This window comes from Frigoribacterium sp. ACAM 257 (assembly GCF_007954365.1).
In the GTDB taxonomy this organism is placed as follows: domain Bacteria; phylum Actinomycetota; class Actinomycetes; order Actinomycetales; family Microbacteriaceae; genus Frigoribacterium.
Genome location: NZ_VOLO01000002.1, coordinates 578,038 through 600,355, shown reverse-complemented (window position 1 = coordinate 600,355; position 22,318 = coordinate 578,038). Strand labels below are relative to the sequence as shown.

Below are 22,318 nucleotides of genomic sequence, written 5' to 3'. Positions count from 1 at the left end.
CATCTCCCACGCGCAGCAGGCGCGGCGCGGCGCGGCACGGCGCGGCGCGGCACGGCACGGCGCGGCACGGCACGGCGCGGCGCGGCACGGCGCCTCAGGCGACGCGCTCGGCGGCCTCCACCACGTTGGCGAGCAGCATCGCGCGGGTCATGGGCCCGACTCCCCCGGGCACCGGCGACAGGGCACCCGCCACGGCGGCCACGCCCGGGTCGACGTCGCCGCGCAGCTTGTACTTGCCGGTCTCCTCGTTCAGGACGCGGGTGATGCCCACGTCGATCACGGTCGCGCCGGGCTGCACCCAGTCCGGCTTGACCAGGCCGGCCACCCCGGCGGCTGCCACGACGATGTCGGCCCGGCGCACCTCCGCGGCCACGTCCGCCGTGCGCGAGTGCGTGAGCGTGGCCGTCGCCTCCAGCCGCGTCAGGAGCAGCCCGAGCGGGCGTCCCACCGTCAGCCCCTGGCCGACGATCGTCACGTGCGCGCCGGCGATCGGCACGTCGTACGCCCGCAGCATGGCGACGATGCCCCGCGGCGTGCAGGGCAGCGGCGTGTCGATCGAGCCCTTGCCCCCGGGCACGGCGAGCACCAGCTCGCCGAGGTTGACGGGGTGCAGGCCGTCGGCGTCCTTGGCGGGGTCCATGAGCTCGAGCATCGCGGTCGGGTCGATGCCCTCGGGCAACGGGAGCTGGATGATGAAGGCCGTCACGGCCTCGTCCGCGTTCATCGTCTCGATGGCTGCGCGGATCTCGCCCTCGGACGCCGTGTCGGGCAGGTCGATGCGGATCGACTCGATCCCCACCTCCGCGCAGTCCCGGTGCTTGCCCGCGACGTACGACAGCGAGCCGGGGTTCGCCCCGACCAGGATCGTCCCGAGCCCCGGTGCCGTGCCTCGCGCCTTGAGGGCGTCGACCCGCTCGCGCAGGTCGGCCTTGACCGTCGCGGCGAGGGCCGTGCCGTCGATCTTCACGGCGCTGCCGGGCCCGGCGATCAGCGGCCGCCCCTGGGCGTCGACCGCGACCTCAGCGCCCGCGCCGGCACCTGCGCCCGCGCCCGTGCCCGCGCCGGCACCTGCGCCGGCGCCTGAGACCACGCCAGAGGACGAGGAGGCGCCGGTCGGGTCAGAGGACGAGGAGGCGCCGGTCGAGTCGACGGCGCCCACGCCCGCGCTCACGCGTAGAGCGGGAACGCGTCGGTCAGCGCCTTCACCCGCGCGGCGAGCGCGGCGATGTCGGGCTCGGGCATCAGCGTCGTGGCGATGATGTCGGCGACCTCGGCGAACTCGGCGTCGTCGAAGCCGCGGGTCGCCAGTGCGGACGTGCCGATGCGGACGCCGGAGGTGACCATCGGCGGGCGAGGATCCCACGGGACCGAGTTGCGGTTCACGGTGATGCCGACCTCGTGCAGGAGGTTCTCCGCCTGCTTGCCGTCGACCTCGCTGGCGCGAAGGTCGACGAGCACGAGGTGCACGTCGGTGCCGCCGGTGAGCACGTCGACGCCGGCCGCCTTCGCGTCGGCCTGCATCAGGCGCGCGGCGAGGGCCTGGGCGCCGCGGATGGTGCGCTCCTGGCGGTCCTTGAACTCGGGCTCGGCCGCGAGCTTGAACGCAGTCGCCTTGGCGGCGATGACGTGCATCAGCGGGCCGCCCTGCTGACCGGGGAACACCGCCGAGTTGAGCTTCTTGAAGAGCGGCTCGTGGTTCGACAGGATCACGCCGGAGCGGGGACCGGCGAGGGTCTTGTGCACGGTCGACGAGACGACGTGGGCGTGCGGCACGGGCGAGGGGTGCAGCCCGGCGGCGACGAGCCCGGCGAAGTGCGCCATGTCGACCCAGAGGTACGCGCCGACCTCGTCCGCGATGGCCCGGAAGGCCTCGAAGTCGAGCTGACGGGGGTAGGCCGACCAGCCGGCGATGATGACCTTCGGCTTGTGCTCGATCGCCTGGCGACGAACGACGTCCATGTCTATCAGGTACGTCTCGGGGTCGACCTCGTAGGCCACGGCCTTGTACATCTTGCCGCTGAAGTTGAGCTTCATGCCGTGGGTCAGGTGGCCGCCGTGCGACAGCTCGAGGCCGAGGATCGTGTCGCCGATGTCGGCGAGCGCCGCCAGCACGGCGGCGTTGGCCTGCGCGCCTGAGTGCGGCTGCACGTTGGCGAAGTCGGCGCCGAAGAGCGACTTCGCGCGCTCGATGGCGAGGTTCTCGGCGACGTCGACGAACTCGCAGCCGCCGTAGTAGCGGCGGCCCGGGTAGCCCTCGGCGTACTTGTTCGTGAGAACGGAGCCCTGCGACTCGAGCACGGCACGCGGCACGAAGTTCTCGGAGGCGATCATCTCGAGGTAGTCGCGCTGACGGCCGAGCTCTTGCTCGAGGACGGCGGCGATCTCGGGGTCGACCTCGCTCAGCGGGGCGTTGAAGGTCGAGGGCAGCTTCTGGCCGGCGGAGCTGGCCCCGGCGGCGCTGGCGGTGGACTCTGACTGGATCGTCATGGCGGGTCTCTCTCTACACGGTCACGGGACGAGGGCGGCACGAGGTGCCGGTTCTTCAGGTGGTGAGGTGGCCCAGGCGTACGGCCACGTACCGTGTGTGCGTCGCTCCCCGATGGTGACCATCTGAACGCCAGTCGCGACGGGGTCGATCATAACTCGGGCGGCTGGGCGGACGCGAGACCGGGGGGTGCTGCCGGGCACGCAGGAGGCGGCGGTCGCGACCCGCTCACCACCCTGGCCGGGCTCGTCTCCGGAGCACGGGCAGACCAGACGGTTCGTTCTGTCGGGCGAGCCGTGGCACGCTGGTGCGGTGACGCAGACCCTCGACGACACGCGCACCGGGACCGAGACCGGCGAGCGCCTCCTCGTCGCGCCCGACGTGCCCTGGGTCGTGCTCGTCTGGGACGACCCGGTGAACCTGATGTCGTACGTGAGCTGGGTGTTCCGCAGCTACTTCGGCTATGCGGCGGCAGAGTCGGAGCGCCTCATGATGCAGGTGCACACGACCGGTCGCGCCGTCGTGGCCACCGGCCCGCGCGAGGCGATGGAGCGGCACGTCGAGGCCCTGCACGACTTCGGCCTCTGGGCGACCGTCGCGAAGGCCGACGAGTGATGCCGTTCCGGCGTCGCGGCGACGAGCTGCTGCTCGACCTGCCCGCGCACGAGGCGAGGCTGCTCGGCGACCTCGTCGCCCAGCTCGTGACCGTGCTCGAGGGCGGGGACCCCGGCGACCCTGCCGTGGCGCGCCTCCTTCCCTCCGCCTACCCCGACGACGAGGAGGCGGCTGCCGAGTTCCGCAGGTTCACCGCCGACGACCTCACCGCACGCAAGCTCGCCAACGCGCGACGGGTGCTCGACGACGTGGCGGCGCCGACCGCCGAGCGGCTCGACGTCGCGGGGCAGCAGTCGTGGCTGCGGACGTTGACCGACCTGCGGCTCGTGCTCGGCAGCCGGCTCGGAGTCACGTCCGAGGGCCCGGCGCCGAGCGACGACCCGCACGTGGTCGTGATGCACGACGTGTTCGACTGGCTCGGCTACCTGCAGGAGAGCCTGGTGCAGACGCTCGACTGAGCCCGGCCTGCTCCGGGTGGTGCGAGACCCGATCCGCTCTCGGCTGCGACCGGTCCTGCGAGCGGCTAGCGCCCCTCCTTCGGGAACACCACCCAGAGCACGAGGTACAGCAGCACCTGCGGGCCGGGCAGCAACAGCGACAGCACGAACAGCAGCCGCACGAGGAACGGGCTGAGGCCGAATCGGTTCGCGAGTGCGGCACAGACTCCGGCGATGACCTTGCCGCGGCGGGGACGAGTGAGGGTAGCCATGGCCCCACCCTGCCAGGTCGCGCGCGCCGCGGGCTGGACTCGCCAGGGGCGCTCGGCCGGATCCAGGAAGTCGAACGGCGGCGTTCCTTCGCCGTGCACCGTTCAGGACTCGTCATCCCCCGGGTGCGCGGATCAGGCCACATCTTCCTGAATGAGGAGGCGGGGCGCGCGATCGCGGCGACGACGGCGGGCTGGGAAGATGGTCCGATGAGCGCATCCCTCGTGGCGAAGGACCTGGCCGGCGGCCACGGGCACCGCACCCTCTTCGACCACCTCGACCTCACGGTCGCGCCCGGCGACGTCGTCGGCGTGGTCGGCGTGAACGGGGCCGGCAAGTCGACGCTGCTGCGCCTCCTCGCCGGGGTGGACCAGCCGCAGGACGGCTCCGTCGTGCTGAGCCCCGGCGACGCCTTCGTCGGCTGGCTGCCGCAGGAGCACGAGCGCGTGCCCGGCGAGACCGTCGCCGGCTACATCGGCCGCCGCACCGGCTGCACGCAGGCCGCCGCCGAGATGGACGAGGCGGCCTCGGCCCTCGGCGAGGTGGACGCCGCCCCGCGAGCCGACGGACTCGACCCTGCCGACGTCTACTCGACGGCGCTCGAGCGCTGGCTCGCGAGCGGCGCGGCCGACCTCGACGATCGCCTCCCGCAGGTGCTGGCCGAGCTCGGCCTGGCGACGGCGACGGCGACGGGCGAGCCTGGCACGGCCGCCGTCGGCCCCGACAGTCCGATGACCTCCCTCAGCGGCGGCCAGGCCGCCCGCGTCGGCCTGGCCGCACTGCTGCTCAGCCGCTTCGACGTCGCCCTGCTCGACGAGCCCACGAACGACCTCGACCTCGACGGCCTCGAGCGGCTCGAGCGCTTCGTGCAGGGCCAGCGCGGCGGCGTCGTGCTGGTCAGCCACGACCGCGAGTTCCTCGCGCGCTGCGTCACGAAGGTGCTCGAGCTCGACCTCGCCCAGTCGTCGAACCGGGTGTTCGGCGGCGGCTACGACTCCTACCTCGAGGAGCGCGAGACGGCCAGGCGTCACGCCCGCGAGGCCTACGACGAGTTCGCGGACAAGAAGGCCGACCTCGTCGGCCGTGCCCGCACCCAGCGCGAGTGGTCGAGCCAGGGCGTCCGCAACGCGATGAAGAAGGCCCCCGACAACGACAAGATCCGCCGCAAGGCGTCCGCCGAGTCGAGCGAGAAGCAGGGCCAGAAGGTCCGCCAGATGGAGAGCCGCATCGCGCGCATGGAGGAGGTCGACGAGCCCCGCAAAGAGTGGCAGCTCGAGTTCACGATCGGCTCGGCGCCGCGGTCGAGCGCCGTCGTCGCGACGCTCAGCGGCGCGGTGTTCCGCCAGGGCGAGCCGGGCGACGAGTTCGTGCTCGGTCCCGTCTCGCTTCAGGTCGACGGCGGCGACCGCATCGGCATCACCGGACCCAACGGGGCCGGCAAGTCCACGCTGCTGCGCGGGCTCCTCGGGCGCCAGGCCCCGAGCGAAGGAGGCGCCAGCCGCGGAGCCAGCATCGCCGTCGGCGAGATCGACCAGGCGCGTGCGCTCCTCGCCGGCGACGAGCCCCTGGTCGAGGCTTTCGAGGCGCTCGTGCCCGAGTGGCCCCAGGCCGAGGTGCGCACGCTGCTCGCCAAGTTCGGGCTCAAGGCCGACCACGTCTCGCGCCCCGTCGACGAGCTGTCGCCGGGCGAGCGCACCCGTGCCGGCCTCGCCCTGCTGCAGGCCCGCGGCGTCAACGTGCTCGTGCTCGACGAGCCGACGAACCACCTCGACCTGGCCGCGATCGAGCAGCTCGAGCAGGCCCTCGAGTCGTACGAGGGGACGCTTCTGCTCGTGACGCACGACCGGCGGATGCTGCAGACGGTGCGGCTCGACCGCCAGTGGCGCGTCGAGGGCGGCCGGGTGACGGAGTCGTGAAGCGCGCCTCCTCGATGTCCCGCTGGCGCTCGACGACCCGCTCGCGGCGCTCGTCGACGCGACACGCCCTCCCCGTCGCGGGGCTGCTCGCCGCGACACTGCTGCTGACGGGCTGCACCGGCGGGGCTGGCGGGTCCGCCGCGGACGACGACGCGACGTCCGGCGCGACGGGCAGCGCCTCGGCCGCACCCGACGGGGGCACCGGCACGAGCGCCGGCTCCGACGACGCCTGGGCCGCGTGGGACGCCGCCCTCGCCGACGCCGACGGGTCGCCCGCCCGGTGGCTCGCGGTCGGCGACTCGATCACGGAGGGGCAGGGCGCCTCCTCGGTCGACAGCCGATGGGTCGACCTCACCCGCGACGCCCTCCGCGCCGCGCACCCCGTCGACGGCGTCACCGGCGGCGTCGGCTACCGACCGGCGGTGTTCGCGACGTACGGGCCCGACTCCCCCTGGGGCGACTGGGCGACCGACCGGCAGGGCGGCGTCGACCTCGACGGCACCTCGCCCGCCCTGGGCTTCCGCAGCCTCGAGCTCGAGCCCGGAGCGCAGGTGAGCTGGCCGGTGACGGGCACCGACGTCGACCTGTGGTGGGCAGGAGGCGGCGGCTCGTTCACGTGGGACGTCGACGGCACCCGGCAGGGCCGGGTCGACACGGGCGACTCGGCCGCGTCGTCGTCGGTGACGCCCGTCGGGGGCCTCGACTCCGGGCCGCACACCGTCACGGTGACCGTGGCGGCCGGAGACCGCTCCGACGACCCCGTCGTGCTGCACGGCCTGGCCGCCTTCGACGGCGACCGCGAGCGCGGAGTGACCCTGTACGACTCGGCACGCTCGGGCGCCACGACCGCGACCTTCACCGACGACCTCGCCGGCTGGCTCGAGGCGGTCGCCGCCGCGGAGCCCGACGTCGTCACGATCACGCTCGGCGCCAACGACCTGCGGGGCAGCAGCCCCGAGGAGTTCGCCGACGGCTACCGGGACGTCGTCGAGGGCCTGCAGGCGCTGGACGCGCCTCCCACGGTCGTCGTCGTCGACGAGTTCCCGGTCGCGGCCGGGCTGGCCGACTCCGGTCAGGCGCCGATCGCGGACTACGAGACCGCGCTCGACGAGGTCGTCGCCGAGACGGGCGTCGTGTCCGTGTCGCTCGGCGACGCGCTCTCCGGCGCGGGCGACGGCGCGGACCTGCGCAGCCTGTTGTCGTCGGACGGGCTGCACCCGAACGACGTCGGCCAGCGCACGATCGCCGCGTTCATGACGGGCGTGCTGGCGCGCTGAGACTCGACGAGACACCGAGGGAGCCTCCCCTCCCGTCGGCTGTCCCCCGTTCCGTGCCGCCCTTGTCGGCACCCGGGACCCGTGCGAAACTCGACATGTGAGATTCTCGATCAGCAGAGGGGCGGCGACCGTGCTGGGGCTCCCCGGGGCGACGTCCTTCCGGTCCTTCCACGCGGTCGTCCGTCGAGCCGGTGAGCTCGAGGCGAGCACGCGCAGGCTGGACGACGACGTCCTCGCGCGTGCCGCTCGGGACTCGGCGCCGCTCGCCGGGACAGCCCTCGCCGGCGGCGTCGCACCGCAGTTCCTCGCGACCGCGCGCGAGATGTCGGCACGCCGGCTCGGGCTGCGCCCACACGACCACCAGCTGGTGGCCGCCTGCGCCCTGCTCACCGGCCACGCGGTCGAGCTCGACACGGGCGAGGGCAAGACCCTCGCGGGTGCCGTGGCGGCGGTCGGGTTCGTGGTCAGCGGGCGTCGCGTCCACGTCGTGTCGGTCAACGACTACCTCGCCGAGCGCGACGCGACGGACATGGGGTCGCTCCTCGAGTCCTTCGGGGCCAGCGTGGGCTGGGTCGGTCAGAGGACGGAGCACGACGACCGACGCGAGGCGTGGTCTCGGGACGTCGTGTACGCCTCGGTGAGCGAGCTCGGGTTCGACGTCCTCCGCGACCGCTTCGCGACCCGAGACTCCGAGCGGGTCTCGCCCGCCTCCGACGTCGCCGTCGTCGACGAGGTCGACGCCGTGCTCATCGACGAGGCGATGGTGCCGCTGGTCCTCGCCGGCACGTCGGAGGAAGCCCCCGTCGACATGGTCGAGACCACCCGGCTCGTAGCCGACCTCGTCGAGCACGACCACTTCACCGTCGACGCGGAACGCGCCAACGCGACGTTCACCGATGCGGGCCTCGATCAGCTGGAGCGCGAGCTGGGCGGCGTCGACCTGTACTCGACGTCGGGAGGAGCGGTGCTCACGGGGCTCACTCTCGCCCTCCACGCACGAGCGTTGATGCACCGCGACGTCGACTACCTGGTCGATGCAGGCGCGGTCGCCCTCATCGACGCGAGCAGGGGCCGTGTGGCCGAGAGACGACGCTGGCCCGACGGCCTGCACGCCGCCGTCGAGGCGAAGGAGGGGCTCGCCGTCAGCCCGGCAGGGCTCGTCCTCGACTCGGTGACGGTGCAGGACCTGATGGGCCGCTACGCGACATTGTCGGGGATGAGCGGGACGGTCGTCCCCGTGGCGCGCGAGCTGCAGGAGTTCTACGGGGGCCTCCAGTCCGGGCGCGTCGAGCGCCGCGTCCCGGATGCTCGTGTCGATGCGGACGGCGTCGTGACCGTGACCCAGGTCGAGAAGTTCGACGAGGTGGTCCGCGAGGTCCTCGCACAGCACGGAACGGGCCGCCCGGTGCTCGTCGGCACGCACAGCGTCGCGGAGTCGGTGGAGGTCGCGGACATGCTGCGGAGCCGGGGAGCGGACCCTGTCGTCCTCAATGCGCGGAACGACGCCGACGAGGCGGCGATCGTCGCGCGCGCCGGCGAGCTCGGCGCCGTCACGATCTCCACGCAGATGTCGGGCCGGGGAACCGACATCGTCCTCGGAGGGCCCGAGGGAGCAGATCGACGACGTGTCGTCGAGGCAGGGGGCCTGTACATCGTCCTGACGGGCCGCTTCGCCTCACGACGCCTCGACGCCCAGCTCCGAGGCCGGGCGGGGAGGCAGGGCGACCCGGGCGGCACGAGGACGTTCGCCGCCCTGACCGACGACCTCGTCACGACGAACGTCACCCCCCGCACGCTCGCACTCGCCGAGCGGCACGGCCCGCGCCTGTCCGCGGCGCAGCGCCGACGGATCGTCGACTCCGCACAGGTCATCGCCGAGGGGGTGCGGCGTGATCGGCATCGCACCACCTGGGCCTACGCCCGGGCGATCGCCCGCCAGAGGGCAGTGGTGCTCGACGCACGTGCCGCCGTGACGGGGGCAGACGGGGCGGCGAGCGACACGCAGGACCTGCTCGGCACCCTCCGAGCCCGCCTGGCGGACCACCTGCGTGGGCTCGGGGTCGAGGCCGACGGGGCAGCGGTGACGAGGACCATCTCCGCCGTGCTCGTCCTCACGCTCGACGAGCACTGGAGCGACCACCTGGGCTACCTGTCAGAGGTGCGGGACGGGATCCACCTGCGCGCGCTCGCCGGGGGCGCCCCGCTCGACGAGTTCCACGCACTGGCTCTCCGGCGGTTCGACGGCTTCTTCGAACGTGTCCTCGAGACCGCCGCCGCGACCGTGGCCCGACTCGACCCTGACCAGATCGGGGGCCCTGCTGATCAGCTGGGCCTCCGGCGGCCGTCCGCCACCTGGACCTACCTCGTCACCGACGACCCCTACGGCAGCCACGGAGACCGGTTCACCCGACGGATGGGAACGCTCTGGCGCGAGAAGGTCCTCGGGGACGAACCCGAGACGACGAGCTAGTTGATCAGCGAGAACGCCGCGTCGAGGGCCTGCTCGGCGTCGAGCGACGTCTCGGTGGTCGCGGTCGCCGTGACGTTGAACAGGCCGTGCGTCGTGATGACCGTGCCGCCGTTGACGAGGATGCCCGTGCTCTCGCCGGTCTGCGTGAACGCGCGTCCGTCGAGGTCGGCGGCTCGGCTGTCGTCGACGGCGGTGACGCCCTCGGTCGCGGCCACGGTGTCGGCCTGCTCGGCGATGGTGTCGGCGTCGAACTCCTGCACCTGGGCGACCGCGATCACCGCCTGCACGGCGCTCGCGTCCTCGGTGTCCTCGGTCGACGAGGCCCACGAGCACTGGAAGCCCTCGTCGGTCGCGGTGCTCTCGTCCCGCAGCTCGAGGCCCTCGATCGCGGACCCGAGGGTCTCGCCCACGGCCTCGCAGGAGCCGAAGGCGACCATCGTGCCGGGCTCGCCGTCACCGGCGGCTGCCGAGCTGCCGCTGCCCGAGCTGCCGGTCGCGCTCTGGCTCGCCTCGTCGTCGGAGTCGCCGCCGCCCGTGCAGCCGGTGAGGAGCAGGGCGAGCGCCAGCGCGCCGGAGGCGGCGGTCGCCACGGCCCTGCGTGAGCGCGTCGTCGAGATGGTCAGTGTCATGGGTGTCTCCCCCGGGACTCGCCGCCGGCTCCCTGCGCCGACGGGCCGTGCCACCTTATCGAGATGCGCCGACAGCGCTCCTCGGGTCGAGGACCGCGCCTCCTCGTGGCCGCTCCGGTGGCCCTGCCCGACCTGGCAGCCTGGCCGCTGGCCGCTGGGCGCAGGGCGGGAGGTGCGTCGACCTGCTCGGGCACCCTCGCGGCGACCAGCGGGTACCGTCGAGTCTCCACCGACGATACGGAGTCACCCATGGCCTCGCTGCTCCGCAGGCTCGCGCCCCTGCTCATCCCCATCATCATCCGCAAGTTCCAGAACCGGAAGGGCGGCGGCAACGGCCAGGCCGGTTCCGGCTCCGGCCGCCGCCGCTAGGCGCCCGCACCTCACCGCTCCGACACCGCCGAGTGAACGGAACGCCGCCGAACTACGCGGTGTCCCGTTCACTCGGCGGTTCTCGCGTCAGGCCGCAGCGGGCACGCGGACCAGACGGAGCTAGCGGCGCGCGCGGGCGACCAGCACGCGGTCCGTGACGACGACGGCCACGAGCACCACGGCGGCGATGCCGACGTAGAGCAGCGGCAGGGTGTCGAGCCCCGAGCCGTCGAGCACGAGGGCGCCGATCAGCGCGCCCCCGCCGATGCCGGTGTTGAACGCGGTCGTGTAGAACGCGCTGGCGATGTCGCGGTGCTTCTCGGGGCTGACCTGCAGCATCTTCGTCTGGAACAGCGGGGGCAGCGCCCCGAAGGTCACGCCCCAGATCACGAACGCCACCAAGGAGGGGCCAGGCTGCCCCTCGAGCAGCACCAGCGCCAGCACGGAGACCACCACGACGCCCACGCCGACCGGGATGCTGACCCGCGGCCGCTTGCCGAGGAACCAGCCGACCATCAGCAGGCCGACGCCGCCCGCGATGCCGAACGCGAAGAGGGCGACGCTGAGGCTCGACTCCGCGATGCCCGTCGAGCGCAGCAGGTACGGCGCGATGTAGGTGAAGAACGAGTAGTGGCCGATCATGAACACGGCCGTGATCAGGCAGCTGAAGACGATGCCCGTGACCGACGGCGGCGGCAGGTGCCGCGACGGGGTCGGGGTCGAGCCGGTGAGCGTCGGGACGCTGCCCGTCGCGGTCGAGGCGGCCAGCGCCTCCTCGGAGTCGCCCGCGGGCCGTGCCGTGTGCGTCGACGGGACCGGCGGCAGCAGCCGCCAGACGAGCACTGCGCCGAGGGCCATGGCCCCGGCGAGGATGCCGAACGCGGCACGCCAGCCGAGCGCCTGGCCGAGCGCCGTGCCGAGGGGCACGCCGAGCACGAAGGCCAGCGTGCCGCCGCTCATCGCGACGGCGAGCGCACGCCCGACCTGCTCACGGGGAACGAGGTGCGCGGCGTACGCGCCGCCGATCGCCCAGAACATGCCGTGGGCCAGCCCGCCCAGCACGCGCGACGCGACGACCAGCTCGTAGGTCGGCGCGATCGCCGTGAGCGCCGCGCTGATCGCGAGCACCGTGATGAGGCCGACCACGATGAGGTGGCGGGGCAGCTTGCGGGTCAGGTGCGTGAGCCCGGTGCTCGTGAGCACCACGGTGAACGCGAAGACGCTGACGAGCAGGCCGATGCTCGACTCGCTGACGCCGAGCTCGCCGCTCATCTCGGGCAGCAGGCCCGTGGGCAGCATCTCGCCGGAGATGCTGAGGAACGTGGCGACGGCGAGCGCGAGCAGCCCGGCGAGGGGGAACTTCGCGGGCGTCGCGGGGCGGCCCGTCGAGGAGGCGCGAGTCGAGGAGGACGCAGAGGTGGCGGTCGTCGAGGGACGACCCTGGGCAGCAGGTGTCATGGGGAGTCTCGGTCAGTCGGCGGGCGCCGTTCCCTCGACCCGAGGTGCCGTGGCTCCGACAGCAGTGCTGCGGTTCAGCGATGCTGTCTCTCAGCGGTGCTGCGGTGCCGGCTCGGCGGGGAGGATGGTGATCCCGACTGCGCGCTGTCGTGCACGCCCGGGGGCGCGCGTGACGCACGACCGAGAATGATCTTACCGGCTGCCCTGCGGGGGCACCAGGGCCCCGCCGCCGCCCGGCCCGTCGGCGGGCAGGCGGTCGAAGCGGACGCCCGCCACCCTCGATCCCCGCGCCAGCAGCACGAGCATCAGGAACGACAGCACAGGCACGAGCACGGCGACGAGCGCCCACCAGCCCGAGATGTCGGCGTCGTGCAGTCGTCTGATCGCGAGGGCGACCATGGGCACGAGCGTCACGAGCGACCACACCGTCCAGAGGGCGACGGATGTGCCGCCCGCCGCGTCGCCGGAGGTGTCGGTCCAGGAGAAGAGCGGCTGCGTGCCGAGCGGGCCGGCGCCGAACGGGCCGGTGGGCAGCCGCAGGTCGCGGGTGCGGCCCTGCAGGAACGGGACCAGCAGGAGCAGCACCGCCGCGACGGCGGTCTGCAGCAGCCACGTCCACCAGAACTCCGAGCGACTGGCGCGCCCCGTGGTGGTGAGGCGGGTGACGGCCCGGGCCCAGGCGATCCAGGGCCGCGAGACGGGGACGGGGCCGGTGACGGTCAGCGAGTCGGGCAGTCGGATGCGCGCGCCTCCTCGAGTCGGACGGCCGTGGCCGTCGTGGTCGCACGGCGGCCCGGTCGGCGCCGTCGCCCCTCGACGCTACCGAGAGCAGACCGCCCTGTCGAGGGCCTGGCGGCGGCCGGATCGCGACGGGGAAGCGACACGGAAGCGACGAACCTCCGCGGAAGATCGCGGCGCTTCGTCGTCGTCGCGTCGGTTCGTCAGGCACGCGTCAGCCCCGAGGCGCAGCATGGACGGGTGAGCACGCCCGACGAGAAGACCTGCCGCTCGTGCGGCCGCCGCATCGAGTGGCGCAAGAAGTGGGAGTCGAACTGGGACGAGGTCGCGTACTGCAGCGACGCGTGCCGCCGCCGCAAGGTCACGGCTCTCGACCGGCAGCTCGAGGAGCGGATCCGCGAGCTCCTCGCCGCGCGCGCCGCGACCTCGACGATCTGCCCGTCGGACGTCGCCCGGTCGATCGCCCCCGACGACGAGGCCGCCTGGCGCGACCTCATGGAGCCCGTCCGACGGGCCGCCCGACGGCTCGTGGCAACCGGCGAGGTCGACATCACGCAGGGCGGCTCCGTCGTCGACCCGTCGACCGCGAAGGGCCCGATCCGCATCCGGCGGCGGCGCGCAGGAGGCGGCCGGTGACCGCCGAGGACCGCGACAGCCGGTTCCCCCGTCGCGTCTACGGCACGGGGCAGGAGCCCGACGTCCGGTTCAGCCTGGCCAACGAGCGCACGTTCCTCGCGTGGGTGCGCACCTCGCTCGCGCTCGTGGCGGGCGGCGTCGCCCTCGAGGCCCTGGGTCTCGGCCTGCAGCCGGGGCTGCGGCTCGCGGCGTCGCTCGTCCTGATCGTCGCGGGGATCGCAGCCCCAGTCCAGGCCTGGGTCGGCTGGGCCCGCACAGAGCGCGCCCTGCGGGCCGACCAGCCGCTGCCGTCCGCGCCGCTCGCGCTCCCGCTCGGCGTCGCGGTGACGGTCGCCGGGGTGCTCGTGCTGCTCGGGGTCGTGCTGGCGTGAGCCGCCGGACTCCGTGCCGGTGCAGGTCGTGAGCGCGCCGCCGTCGCGGGCCGACGGGCCGTGGGATCCCGGCCTGCAGCCCGAGCGCACCGCTCTCGCCTGGCGGCGCACCGGCCTGGCGCTGACCGTCGGGTCGCTGATCGGCCTGCGCGTGCTGCCGCCGCTGCTCGGCCCGGCTGCGTACCTGCTGGCCGGGCTGGGCGTGGTCGCGTCGCTCGCCGTGCTCGCGGCCGCGCACCGGCGGTACCGACGGGTGCACCGCCTCCTGCTGGCCGCCCGCGGGACGGGACGAGCCGGCGGCGACGGCTCAGGCAGCGGCAGCGGCCCCGGTGACGACGTCGGCTCGACGAGCTCGCCCGCCCGGGTCCCCACGACCGGGGGCGCGCTGCCCGCGGCGACCGCGGCGCTCGCGCTCGCGGCCGGCCTCGGCGGCCTCGTCGTGGCACTCGGAGCCCGCTGACCGGACGGGACCGCCACCTCCTGCGGTCGTCGTGTCGCCCGCGTCGTGTCGCCCGCGTCGTGTCGCCCGCGTCGTGTCGCCCGCGTCGTGTCGCCCACGTCGTGTCGCCCACGTCGTGTCGCATCGCGTTCCGAGCGTCGCGTCTGGCCCTGACGAGACGTGATGCTCGGAACGTGATGCGACAGCGGGTCAGCAGGTCAGCGGCGGACGTCGTGCAGGTGGTGCACGGGGTCGTGCACGAAGTACAGGCCGAGCGTCTCGACGGTGAAGGCGGCGCCGTCGCCGCGCAGGCCGGTGCGGTGCACCTGGTCGGCGGGCACCTCCTCGAAGCGGCGGGCGACGACCTCGGCCGCGGCGAGCAGCTGCTCGGCGACGACGGCCGGGTCCTGGCCGGCGTAGTCGTCGTCGCGGGCCGTGGCGTCCTGGTCCCAGTTCTCGAAGGCGGGGGCGTCCTCGTCGAGCATGCGCAGGAGGCGGCCGTCGAAGACACGGAACACGTCGCGCACGTGCGCCCCGTACTCGAGCGTCGACCAGGTCGAGTCGTCGGGGCGCATGCGGACGTCGTCGCGGCCGAGCTCGGCAGGCCACGCGGCCGCGTTCGCCCTCACCAGGCCGGGCACGTCGCCCAGATCGACCTCGGCGGCGTCGTAGCCGCACTCGGGGCAGGGCTCGTCGAGCACCCAGGTCCAGTTCTTCGTGTCGGGGACGATCGGCATGCCCTGACCGTAGCCAGCGGCCGAGGAGGTGCGCGAGGGAGATCCTGCCGACCTGCGTCGAGCGACCGCCACGGCGGGCGGGGCAGCCCGGCTCGACCGTGTCGGCGGCCTGTCCTAGGATCGTCCGCAGGGGGAACATGACGAACGATCAGACACCGGGGCCGCACGACGACGACGTCGAGCGCGACGCCGCGGGACGCGCGCCCGAGCCGCACGAGGACGCCGCAGCGGCGACGGCCGAGCAGGCCGGTGCCGAGCAGGTCCGTGCCGAGCAGGCCCGTGCCGAGCAGGCCGCTGCCGAGCGACGTGGCGGCGCCGACGATCGCTCCGGCGCGGCCGACACGTCGACGCGAGCCACGACGCAGCCGACCGAGGTGCAGCCTGCGACGCCCGCGGCGCACACGCCCGGCGACGGGCCGGCCCCCGCGACGGGCGCGGGCCCGCGGCTCGTGCCGTGGACGCACCGCCCCACGACGTCAGGGAGCACGTCCGAGTCGGCCGCCGCCTCCTCGGGGGGCACCGGTGCGGCAGGTGCCGCCGGAGCAGCCGCAGCTGCGGGCCCCGCGGGTGCCGCCGCGAGTGCCGACACGGACACCGAGGACGACGAGCCCGGACGAGGGCGCGTGCGCCCCGCGGTGGTGCTGGCCGTCGTGGGCGGGGCCGCAGTGGTCGCCGTGGTGCTCGGCACGGTGCTGGCCTTCACCGGCGGCAGCCCACTCGCGTCCGGGGCTCCATCGACGACGTCGGAGCCCGCCTCGACCACCTCGACGAGCGCACGCCCCACGGGCACCCCGACCCCCACCGCGACGCCCACCCCCACGGTGGCTCCGTCGGAGACGCCCCGCGCCGCGACGCCTCCCCCGCAGGAGGCCGTCGAGGCGCCGTACGTCACCTCGGTCGCCGCGGGCACGGTCGTCGCCGAGGCCGACGTGAGGTCGCCCAAGGGCAGCATCGCGTTCCACTACCGCGTCGTGGCCGTCGGCGACGGCACCTTCTCGACCGAGTGGTCGGGCTACACCTCGACCCTGCCGGTGACCGTCCAGCTCTCGTACTTCGAGATCGCGCCCGCGGTCTTCGACGGCCTGACCTCGCCCGGCGACGGCGTGGCCGTCCTCGGGGGGCCCACCACGGCACCGACGTCCGGCTCGGCGTCGCTGCCGATCGGCCAGCCCTCGTACCTCGGCACCCTGGTCGTGTCGACCGCGGAGGCCCCGGCCGACGTGCCCGTCGAGATCTCGACCGGCAAGGTGCTCGCCGTGGCGCCGGTGCGCTGGGCCGTGCCCCCGAAGTCGACGAACATCGCCCCCGCCGACTCCGGCGTGGCGACGTTCGCCGAGGGGACGGTCACCGCGACCACGCCGAGCGGTGCGCCGAAGCGCTACCTCGTGGCCCCCGGCGACCTGACCGACGTGGTCGCGCAGCGGTTCGGCATCTCCGTGGCCGCGCTCATCTACCTGAACCAGGGCCTCCAGGTGCTCGACGCCGAGCAGCACCTCTACGAGGGCACGACGCTGCTGCTCGACCCGGACAGCCTCTGACGAGTCGGCGACACCCGCAGCAGGCAGCTGGCGAGTGGTCGGTTCCCGTCCTCCAGAAGCGGTCGAAGGACCGGAACTGACCACTCGACCTCGGACCGGACCGGGCCGGGCCGCGCCAGCCAGGTCAGGTCAGGACGGCGCCGGCAGGGCCCCGAGCACGATGGACGCCGCGCGGGCGACGAGCGCGTCGTCGTAGCGAGCGTCGGGGTCGTTCCTCGCCGTGAACACGGTGACCACGACCGGTGCCCGGCCGGGAGGAGTGACGACGGCGACGTCGTTGCGGATGCCGCCGGCACCTCCTGACTTGTCGGCCACCACCCAGCCGGCCGGAGCCCCGGCGCGGATCAGCGTGTCGCCCGTGGCGTTGCCGCTCATCCAGTCCAGCAACAGCGAGCGGTCGGCGTCGTCGAGCCAGCGGCCGTCGAGCAGCGCGACGAGGTCGGCGGCGAAGGCCGCCGGCGTCGTCGTGTCGTCGGTGCTGCCGGGCTCGATCGTGTTGAGGGCGGGTTCGCGGTTCACGACCTCGGTGGTCGAGTCCCCGATGTCGTCGAGCCCGCGGTCCAGGCCGGCCGGCCCGCCGATGCGGTCGAGGACGAGGTTCAGGGCCGTGTTGTCGCTCTGCCGCACGGCTGCCTCCGCGAGCTGCGCGAGAGGCAGCCCGTCGGCGACGTGCTCGCTCGTGAGGGGCGAGTACCCCGCCGCCTCGACGTCGCCGGCCGTCCAGGTGACGACCTCGTCACGCTGGTCGACGGGGACGTCGTGCAGGAACTGCGCCGCCGCGAGGGCCTTGAGCGACGAGGCGTGCCCGAAGCGCTCGTCGGCACGGTGCGAGACCGTGGCCCCGGTCCCCGTGTCGACGACGCTGACGCCGACGCGGGCGTCGAACTCGGCCTCGAGCGCGGCGAGGTCGTCGGCCACGTCCGCGGAGACGTCGACCGTCGGCGTCGCGGACGGGGTGGCGGGGGCACTCGACGACGGGTCCGCCGTCCCGGCGGCACCCGAGGGCGGCGCGCTGCAGCCGGCGACGACGACGGCGACGACGACGGCGACGAGCGCGGCCGTGGCGAGCGCCGCCGTGGTGCTGGTGGGGCGCGTCCTGCCGCGAGCGGCGGCGCTGGCGCTGGTGCTGGTGCTGGTGCTGGTGCTGGTGCTGGTGTGCGACCTGGTCCTCACGGAGCTCCTCCTGGCGTCCCCCCGCCGGGGCCGCGGTCACGACCGGGCGGGGACGTCCCCGACAGCATGGCCGCCGTCGTGGCCTCGCCGGGGGCGGACGACACGAGGAGGCGCGGAGTTCGTCCCCGAGGATGACCCGGCCTCCGTCCTCAGACCGGCTGCAGCGCCTCGTGCTCGCCCTGGGGCAGCTCGACGGAGACGTCGTCGCCCGGGGCCACCCGCCCGCCGACGAGCACCACGGCCATGACGCCGGCCCTGCGCACGACCCGTCCCTCGTCGTCGCGGGTGACGAGCTCGCGCATCAGTCCCGACTCCAGCCCGTCGATCTGCACGCACGGGTTGCGCAGCCCGGTGATCTCGACGACCGCGTCCGGCCCGAGCCGCAGCACCGCGCCGCGAGGCAGCCCGAGCAGGTCGACGCCGCGCGTCGTGACGTTCTCGCCGAGCTCGCCCGGGGCGACCTCGAAACCCGAGCCCTGCACCTCGCCGAACAGCTCGGCGTGGACGAGGTGCACCTGACGCAGATTCGGCTGCGAGGGGTCGCGGGCGACCCGTGACCGGTGCTGCACGGTCGTGCCGGCGTGGGCGTCGCCCTCGACGCCGAGCCCCGCGACGAGCACGATGTCGTCGACCACCGGCTTCGAGAAGCGGTGCTCGGGATCGCGGCTGACGGAGACGACGGAGGCGCTGGTCATGCCCCCATCATCCGTCGCGACGGGCGCCGGGTCGAGAGGCGCGCCTCCTGGTGTCGGCCAGGCGCCTGCGCCTCCGCCTCCGCCTCCGCCTCCGCGCGAGTGTCGGTGGCGGGTCGTAGCGTCGCGGCGTGCCCGAACCGATCGAGAGCTGGTGGGCCCGCCGTCAGCGGTCCCGTGGCGCCGAGGTGCCGTACGCGCCCGGCGAGTACCGCGACGCGTGGACGCGCTACCCCGTGCTCGTGCGGCAGTACCGGCCGGAGCACAACCGAGGGCTGCTGCTCAGTCAGGTGCCTCCCGCGGCGGACGTGTGGCTGACCTGGCTCTGCGACGCCGGCCACCAGTTCGTCGCCACCCCCGACGAGCAACGGCACCGGCCGGGGCGCGAGCGACGCCGCTCGTCGTGGTGCCCGACCTGCGCCGACCTCGCCTCGCCGCGACGCCTGCCGGCCGTGCCCATGGACCCGGCTCCCAAGCGTGCCCGCGAGCCCGGCGACCGAGCGTCCGGCTCCGAGGTCGCGGGCGACGCTCGTCGACCGGTGCCCGTCGTCGACGGCGGTGAACGGGCCGCCCTGCTGCGACGAGTGGGAGCGCCGTCCCCCGCCACGCCGTCGGCGACCCGCACCGCCCGTGCACCCCGCTCCTCCCGCCTCCCGGCGAGACGCGACCAGCTCTGCGACCGCACCCCCGACCTGCCCGTCGGCGAGGCGTTCTCGAGTGCGTGCGCACCGCCTCCTGCGTCCGCGGTCGAGGAGCAGCTGCGGGCCGACCTCGCCGCCGTGATCACGTTCACCGCGGGCGTGAACGCGGTCCGCCTCGCACGCCCGTTCTTCGAGCACCTCGAGGCGTGGCCCGACGTGCTGCTGCCCGAGCTCCGTGTCGCGGTCGAGTACGACTCCACGGGGCGGCACGGACTCGAGCACGTCGGCCACCGCGAGGAGGCGGACCGCCGCAAGGACCGCGCGCTCCGCTCCGCCGGGTGGGAGGTCGTCCGCATCCGCACCGGCGGCCTCGAGGCCCTCGGCCCGCACGACCTCGTCGTCTCCGGGCTGACGCGGCGCACCGTGCCGCAGCTGCTCGACGTGTTCCGCGAGGTGCGCGGCGACCTCTACGTCGACGCTTGGCTGCGCTGATCCGAGCACGAACCTGGTCCCTGCGATGGGCGCCGAGCGCCGAGTGCCGAGTGCCGAGTGCCGAGTGCGTCAGCCTCGCAGGGCCAGGGCCTCGCTGCGCCAGCGCGCCCAGGTGCTCCACGGGTCGTCCGAGCCCGCCCGGAGCGCCGCCGCGTGCGCGAGCAGCTCGGGCGCGGCCGCGAACCACTCCGTGCGGGCGAAGCGGTGCTCGGCGAACTGCACGTGGCGGCGGTGCTCGACGAGCCGGTCGCCGCGCTCGAAGGCGAGCAGGTCGTCGTGCCAGATGCGGGCGAGCCGCCGACGAGGGTCGGACGAGGTGCCGATCTTGACCCGGTCGTCGAAGCGGAGGTAGTAGACGACGTCGACCCGGGGAGGTGCGAGCTCGCCGTCCGGCGAGTCGCCGTGCCGCCACTCGCAGACGGCGCAGAGCCAGCCCGACGGCCAGTGCACGCCGAGGCGAGAACCGCACGCGACGCACGGCGAGGGCAGCAGGTCGGTGAGGCCGTGCTCGCGCTCGGACCAGTCGGCGGCGGCGTCGAGGTGCCGGGCGCAGAGCGGGGCGGGCCCGTCGGCCTCGACCGGTCGGGGGCACCCGGGGACACAGCACGCGAAGGAGGCGCGGTCTGCGCTCGAGGACCCGGTCACGTCGTCACCGTAGGTCCCGCCGCCGACATCGGGGCCGGCCGTCGCCGAGACGGGTCAGTCGCGCGTGTGCGCCTCTCCCCCGCCGGGACGGACCTTCGCGGTGTCGGCGACGTCGATCCTGGTGACGCCGTGGGATCGGTCCTCGGCGGTGATGCGAGGCGCGGCGTCCGTCTCGTCCGATTTCGGCGCCCGGGTCAGCTGGTCGTGCCGCTTCTCGTCGGCGGTCATGCCGGTGGTGTCGTCGTGCCCGGCGGTGTCGTCGTGCGCGGTCGCGTCGCTGCTCATGCGGACGAGGCTACGCCGCCGTCGCATCGTGTTCCGAGCATCACGTCTCGTCACGGCGGCACGCGACGCTCGAAAGGCGATGTGACGCGGCACGGCGCTGCGCGGCGCGGCTCGCGGCCCCGCCCGCGGCTCACCCGCTCCCACCCGTCGACGCCCGTGCCCCCCGAACGCGGGCCGTCCAGACTGGGAGCGTGACCGACGACGACCACCCGCCCGCACACGCGCCGACCTCCCCGCCCGCGCGCACGCCGATCCCTGCGCCCGACCGGGCCCGACGCCGCGACCCCGTCGGCGTCGTGGTGTTCGTGCTCGCCGTCCTCGTCGTGACGGGCGTCCAGATGGGCGGCACGGTCCTGCTGGTGATCCTCGGGGACGACGGCATCGGCTCCCTGCTCGTCGGCTGCTTCGGCGTCCTCCTCCTCGCCGTGCCGCCGCTCGTGCTGGGGGCCGTCCTCGCCGCCTGGGACGAGTCGCCGACCGACGACGGGCGGCGGCGGCACCGCCGGTTCCTCTGGTCGCTCCTCGGCGGACAGGCCGCGGGCGCCGCCCTGGTCGTCGCGTCCGCAGCGTGGGCGGGGTCGCCGGTCTGGCTCGCCGCCTCCTTCATCGCCGTCGGAGCGCTGCTCACGGTCGGCGCCCTCGTGGCGGGGCCCGCTCTCGGCGAACGGGCACGCAGGCGCGTCGACGAGCTCGGCGCGCCGGTCGAGTGGGCCGCCGTCACGCCCGCAGAGATCCGACGGGCGGTCCGATCGGTCGCCCTGACCTTCGCCCTGACCTTCGTCCCCGTCGCCGTGGCTCTGTCGTTCGTGCCCACCGACGACGACACGGGCTTCCTCGTCGTGGCGGGCGGCCTGGCCTTCATCGCCGCCTCGGTCGCGTGCGTCGTCGTGCTCCTCCGGCTGCAGCGACAGCTCGTCGCCCTGCTCGGTCGCGACCAGGACAGGGCGCGCCGGATCGGGCGTGCGGTGCTGTCCCGACGCGAGGTCGACCTGAGCCCGGACGACGAGCGCCTCTCCGCCCGCTGGGCGTCGGTCACCGCCGTCACCCTGCCGGTGCAGCTGGCCCAGACGGAGCTGCTCTTCGCGGGCCTCGTCTGCCAGCAGCTCGCCCAGGCCCTCGGCGGGGACGGAGGGTTCGCCACGTTCGCACGCGTCCTGGTCGTCTGCATGGCGGTCGCCATGGTCGCGTTCGTCCCCCTCTTCATCGTGCGGATCCGCCGCGTGCGCCGCTGGGCCGAGGCCCGGTCGCACCTGCTCGCGCCCGCTGCGGACCGGACGACGACTGCGTCGAGCCCCGCCGCCGGCGGCGACTCGTGACCGACCCTGCGCCCGCTCGGCGCGAACTGCGCCGCCGCGGCTGGCACGAGTGGCGGATCGGGTCCGCGCAGCTCGTCACGCCGCGTCGCCGAGTCGTCCTCGCGGCGGCTGCGGTCGTGGTCGGCTCGGCGGCCGCCCTCGGCACCGATCGGCTGTTCTCCGGCTTCGACGACCTCGAGTGGTCCAGCGCCGTCAGGGCGGTCGCGGTGCTCGCCTTCGCCTCGATGGCCGTCGCCCTGGTCGTCCCCGTGGCCGTCGGCGTCTGGCTGCGCCGCGAGCGCCGAGCACTGGCACCGGTGTCGTGGCGGGACGACCGGCTCGTCGTCGACTACACGAGCGAGGGCGCGCCGGAGCTGTCCGCGACGCTGGCGCCGCGCCTCCTCGCCTCTGCCCGGAAGCAGCGGCTGGGCCTCGTGGGCACGCTCACGATCGGCCTCGGCGGCGCCGCCGCGTTCACGGTCGGCATCGTCGGCGTGGTCCTCATCGCCGTCGTGGAGGGGTTCCCCGGATTCGGCTTCGCCGGCGCCCTGCTCTCGCTCCTCAGCCTGCCGCTCACCACGGCCGCGAGCCTCGAGTGCCTCGGTCGCGCCGCCGTCGCGGTCGACCTCGCCGAGGGGCACCCCGCAGCGAAGGAGGCGCCGGTCGCCCCGGCAGCGCCCCCACGCCCCTGACGCCGAAGGAGCGCACTC

At 74.4% G+C, this 22,318-nt stretch carries 23 protein-coding genes and 1 riboswitch; of the genes, 12 read left to right on the top strand and 11 right to left on the bottom strand.

Going from position 1 to position 22,318, the window contains the following annotated elements; all coding sequences use genetic code 11:
- Positions 1 to 94: 94 nt before the first annotated feature.
- A complete protein-coding gene (locus ES689_RS09235; protein WP_146903653.1) occupies positions 95 to 988 on the bottom strand; it encodes a bifunctional methylenetetrahydrofolate dehydrogenase/methenyltetrahydrofolate cyclohydrolase in 894 nt (297 codons plus the stop codon).
- A gap of 179 nt (positions 989 to 1,167) precedes the next feature.
- Positions 1,168 to 2,487 carry a serine hydroxymethyltransferase gene (gene glyA / locus ES689_RS09230; protein ID WP_146903211.1) on the bottom strand — a complete coding sequence of 440 codons (1,320 nt, stop codon included), beginning with the start codon at positions 2,485 to 2,487 and terminating at the stop codon, positions 1,168 to 1,170.
- A 63-nt stretch (positions 2,488 to 2,550) separates the two neighbouring features.
- Positions 2,551 to 2,635: riboswitch (ZMP/ZTP riboswitch) on the bottom strand.
- Positions 2,636 to 2,797: 162 nt separating this feature from the next.
- Between glyA and clpS the strand changes: the two genes are divergently transcribed.
- Positions 2,798 to 3,100 (top strand): ATP-dependent Clp protease adapter ClpS, encoded by a 303-nt coding sequence (clpS, locus tag ES689_RS09225; protein ID WP_123547824.1) that lies wholly within the window; start codon positions 2,798 to 2,800, stop codon positions 3,098 to 3,100.
- On the top strand, positions 3,100 to 3,558 hold the full coding sequence (locus tag ES689_RS09220) for a DUF2017 domain-containing protein (RefSeq protein WP_146903650.1): 459 nt from the start codon (positions 3,100 to 3,102) through the stop codon (positions 3,556 to 3,558). Before clpS ends, ES689_RS09220 begins: the two co-directional genes overlap by 1 nt.
- Before the next feature lie 65 nt (positions 3,559 to 3,623).
- On the opposite strand, the gene ES689_RS09215 is transcribed toward ES689_RS09220, so the two are convergent.
- Positions 3,624 to 3,809, bottom strand: coding sequence for a PspC domain-containing protein (locus ES689_RS09215; RefSeq protein WP_123547822.1), 186 nt, complete (start codon positions 3,807 to 3,809; stop codon positions 3,624 to 3,626).
- Between the two features lie 207 nt (positions 3,810 to 4,016).
- Between ES689_RS09215 and ES689_RS09210 the strand changes: the two genes are divergently transcribed.
- From ES689_RS09210 to secA2, 3 genes are all read left to right on the top strand, one after another.
- On the top strand, positions 4,017 to 5,723 hold the full coding sequence (locus ES689_RS09210) for an ABC-F family ATP-binding cassette domain-containing protein (RefSeq protein ID WP_146903208.1): 1,707 nt from the start codon (positions 4,017 to 4,019) through the stop codon (positions 5,721 to 5,723).
- Positions 5,720 to 7,000, top strand: a complete 1,281-nt coding sequence (locus ES689_RS09205; RefSeq protein WP_146903206.1) for an SGNH/GDSL hydrolase family protein — start codon at positions 5,720 to 5,722, stop codon at positions 6,998 to 7,000. The genes ES689_RS09210 and ES689_RS09205 overlap by 4 nt, the downstream gene beginning before the upstream one ends.
- Before the next feature lie 97 nt (positions 7,001 to 7,097).
- Positions 7,098 to 9,470 carry an accessory Sec system translocase SecA2 gene (gene secA2, locus ES689_RS09200; RefSeq protein ID WP_146903203.1) on the top strand — a complete coding sequence of 791 codons (2,373 nt, stop codon included), beginning with the start codon at positions 7,098 to 7,100 and terminating at the stop codon, positions 9,468 to 9,470.
- On the opposite strand, the gene ES689_RS09195 is transcribed toward secA2, so the two are convergent.
- The 3 genes from ES689_RS09195 to ES689_RS09185 form a co-directional block, all read right to left on the bottom strand.
- Positions 9,467 to 10,099: a hypothetical protein gene (locus ES689_RS09195; RefSeq protein ID WP_146903200.1), complete on the bottom strand. Its 633-nt coding sequence runs from the start codon at positions 10,097 to 10,099 to the stop codon at positions 9,467 to 9,469. The two genes, secA2 and ES689_RS09195, sit on opposite strands and share 4 nt — an antisense overlap.
- A 489-nt stretch (positions 10,100 to 10,588) precedes the next feature.
- Positions 10,589 to 11,926: an MFS transporter gene (locus ES689_RS09190; protein ID WP_146903197.1), complete on the bottom strand. Its 1,338-nt coding sequence runs from the start codon at positions 11,924 to 11,926 to the stop codon at positions 10,589 to 10,591.
- A 192-nt stretch (positions 11,927 to 12,118) separates the two neighbouring features.
- Complete coding sequence (locus ES689_RS09185; protein ID WP_223269519.1) at positions 12,119 to 12,610, bottom strand: DUF805 domain-containing protein; 492 nt, start codon at positions 12,608 to 12,610, stop codon at positions 12,119 to 12,121.
- 294 nt (positions 12,611 to 12,904) lie between these two features.
- Between ES689_RS09185 and ES689_RS09180 the strand changes: the two genes are divergently transcribed.
- The 3 genes from ES689_RS09180 to ES689_RS09170 are packed head-to-tail and all read left to right on the top strand — an operon-like array spanning position 12,905 to position 14,131.
- Complete coding sequence (locus ES689_RS09180; RefSeq protein WP_146903191.1) at positions 12,905 to 13,300, top strand: DUF2256 and DUF3253 domain-containing protein; 396 nt, start codon at positions 12,905 to 12,907, stop codon at positions 13,298 to 13,300.
- A complete protein-coding gene (locus ES689_RS09175; protein WP_146903188.1) occupies positions 13,297 to 13,671 on the top strand; it encodes a YidH family protein in 375 nt (124 codons plus the stop codon). The genes ES689_RS09180 and ES689_RS09175 overlap by 4 nt, the downstream gene beginning before the upstream one ends.
- Before the next feature lie 28 nt (positions 13,672 to 13,699).
- A complete protein-coding gene (locus tag ES689_RS09170; protein ID WP_146903185.1) occupies positions 13,700 to 14,131 on the top strand; it encodes a DUF202 domain-containing protein in 432 nt (143 codons plus the stop codon).
- Between the two features lie 197 nt (positions 14,132 to 14,328).
- Here ES689_RS09170 and ES689_RS09165 read toward each other — a convergent pair whose 3' ends face one another.
- Entirely contained in the window at positions 14,329 to 14,847 is a 519-nt protein-coding gene (locus ES689_RS09165; RefSeq protein ID WP_146903182.1) for a DinB family protein, read from the bottom strand.
- Between the two features lie 137 nt (positions 14,848 to 14,984).
- Between ES689_RS09165 and ES689_RS09160 the strand changes: the two genes are divergently transcribed.
- Positions 14,985 to 16,385: a LysM peptidoglycan-binding domain-containing protein gene (locus tag ES689_RS09160; protein ID WP_146903179.1), complete on the top strand. Its 1,401-nt coding sequence runs from the start codon at positions 14,985 to 14,987 to the stop codon at positions 16,383 to 16,385.
- Positions 16,386 to 16,514: 129 nt separating this feature from the next.
- On the opposite strand, the gene bla is transcribed toward ES689_RS09160, so the two are convergent.
- Positions 16,515 to 17,558 carry a class A beta-lactamase gene (bla, locus tag ES689_RS09155; protein ID WP_146903176.1) on the bottom strand — a complete coding sequence of 348 codons (1,044 nt, stop codon included), beginning with the start codon at positions 17,556 to 17,558 and terminating at the stop codon, positions 16,515 to 16,517.
- A gap of 149 nt (positions 17,559 to 17,707) precedes the next feature.
- On the bottom strand, positions 17,708 to 18,253 hold the full coding sequence (locus ES689_RS09150) for an MOSC domain-containing protein (protein WP_146903173.1): 546 nt from the start codon (positions 18,251 to 18,253) through the stop codon (positions 17,708 to 17,710).
- Between the two features lie 128 nt (positions 18,254 to 18,381).
- Between ES689_RS09150 and ES689_RS09145 the strand changes: the two genes are divergently transcribed.
- Positions 18,382 to 19,383: a hypothetical protein gene (locus ES689_RS09145; RefSeq protein WP_146903170.1), complete on the top strand. Its 1,002-nt coding sequence runs from the start codon at positions 18,382 to 18,384 to the stop codon at positions 19,381 to 19,383.
- A gap of 69 nt (positions 19,384 to 19,452) precedes the next feature.
- On the opposite strand, the gene ES689_RS09140 is transcribed toward ES689_RS09145, so the two are convergent.
- Both ES689_RS09140 and ES689_RS09135 read right to left on the bottom strand, forming a co-directional pair.
- Complete coding sequence (locus tag ES689_RS09140) at positions 19,453 to 20,028, bottom strand: GIY-YIG nuclease family protein (protein WP_146903167.1); 576 nt, start codon at positions 20,026 to 20,028, stop codon at positions 19,453 to 19,455.
- A gap of 54 nt (positions 20,029 to 20,082) precedes the next feature.
- On the bottom strand, positions 20,083 to 20,313 hold the full coding sequence (locus ES689_RS09135; RefSeq protein ID WP_146903165.1) for a hypothetical protein: 231 nt from the start codon (positions 20,311 to 20,313) through the stop codon (positions 20,083 to 20,085).
- Between the two features lie 191 nt (positions 20,314 to 20,504).
- Here ES689_RS09135 and ES689_RS09130 point away from each other — a divergent pair, with 191 nt between their 5' ends.
- Positions 20,505 to 21,629: a hypothetical protein gene (locus ES689_RS09130; protein WP_146903162.1), complete on the top strand. Its 1,125-nt coding sequence runs from the start codon at positions 20,505 to 20,507 to the stop codon at positions 21,627 to 21,629.
- Entirely contained in the window at positions 21,626 to 22,300 is a 675-nt protein-coding gene (locus ES689_RS09125; protein WP_146903159.1) for a hypothetical protein, read from the top strand. The genes ES689_RS09130 and ES689_RS09125 overlap by 4 nt, the downstream gene beginning before the upstream one ends.
- Positions 22,301 to 22,318 lie beyond the last annotated feature (18 nt).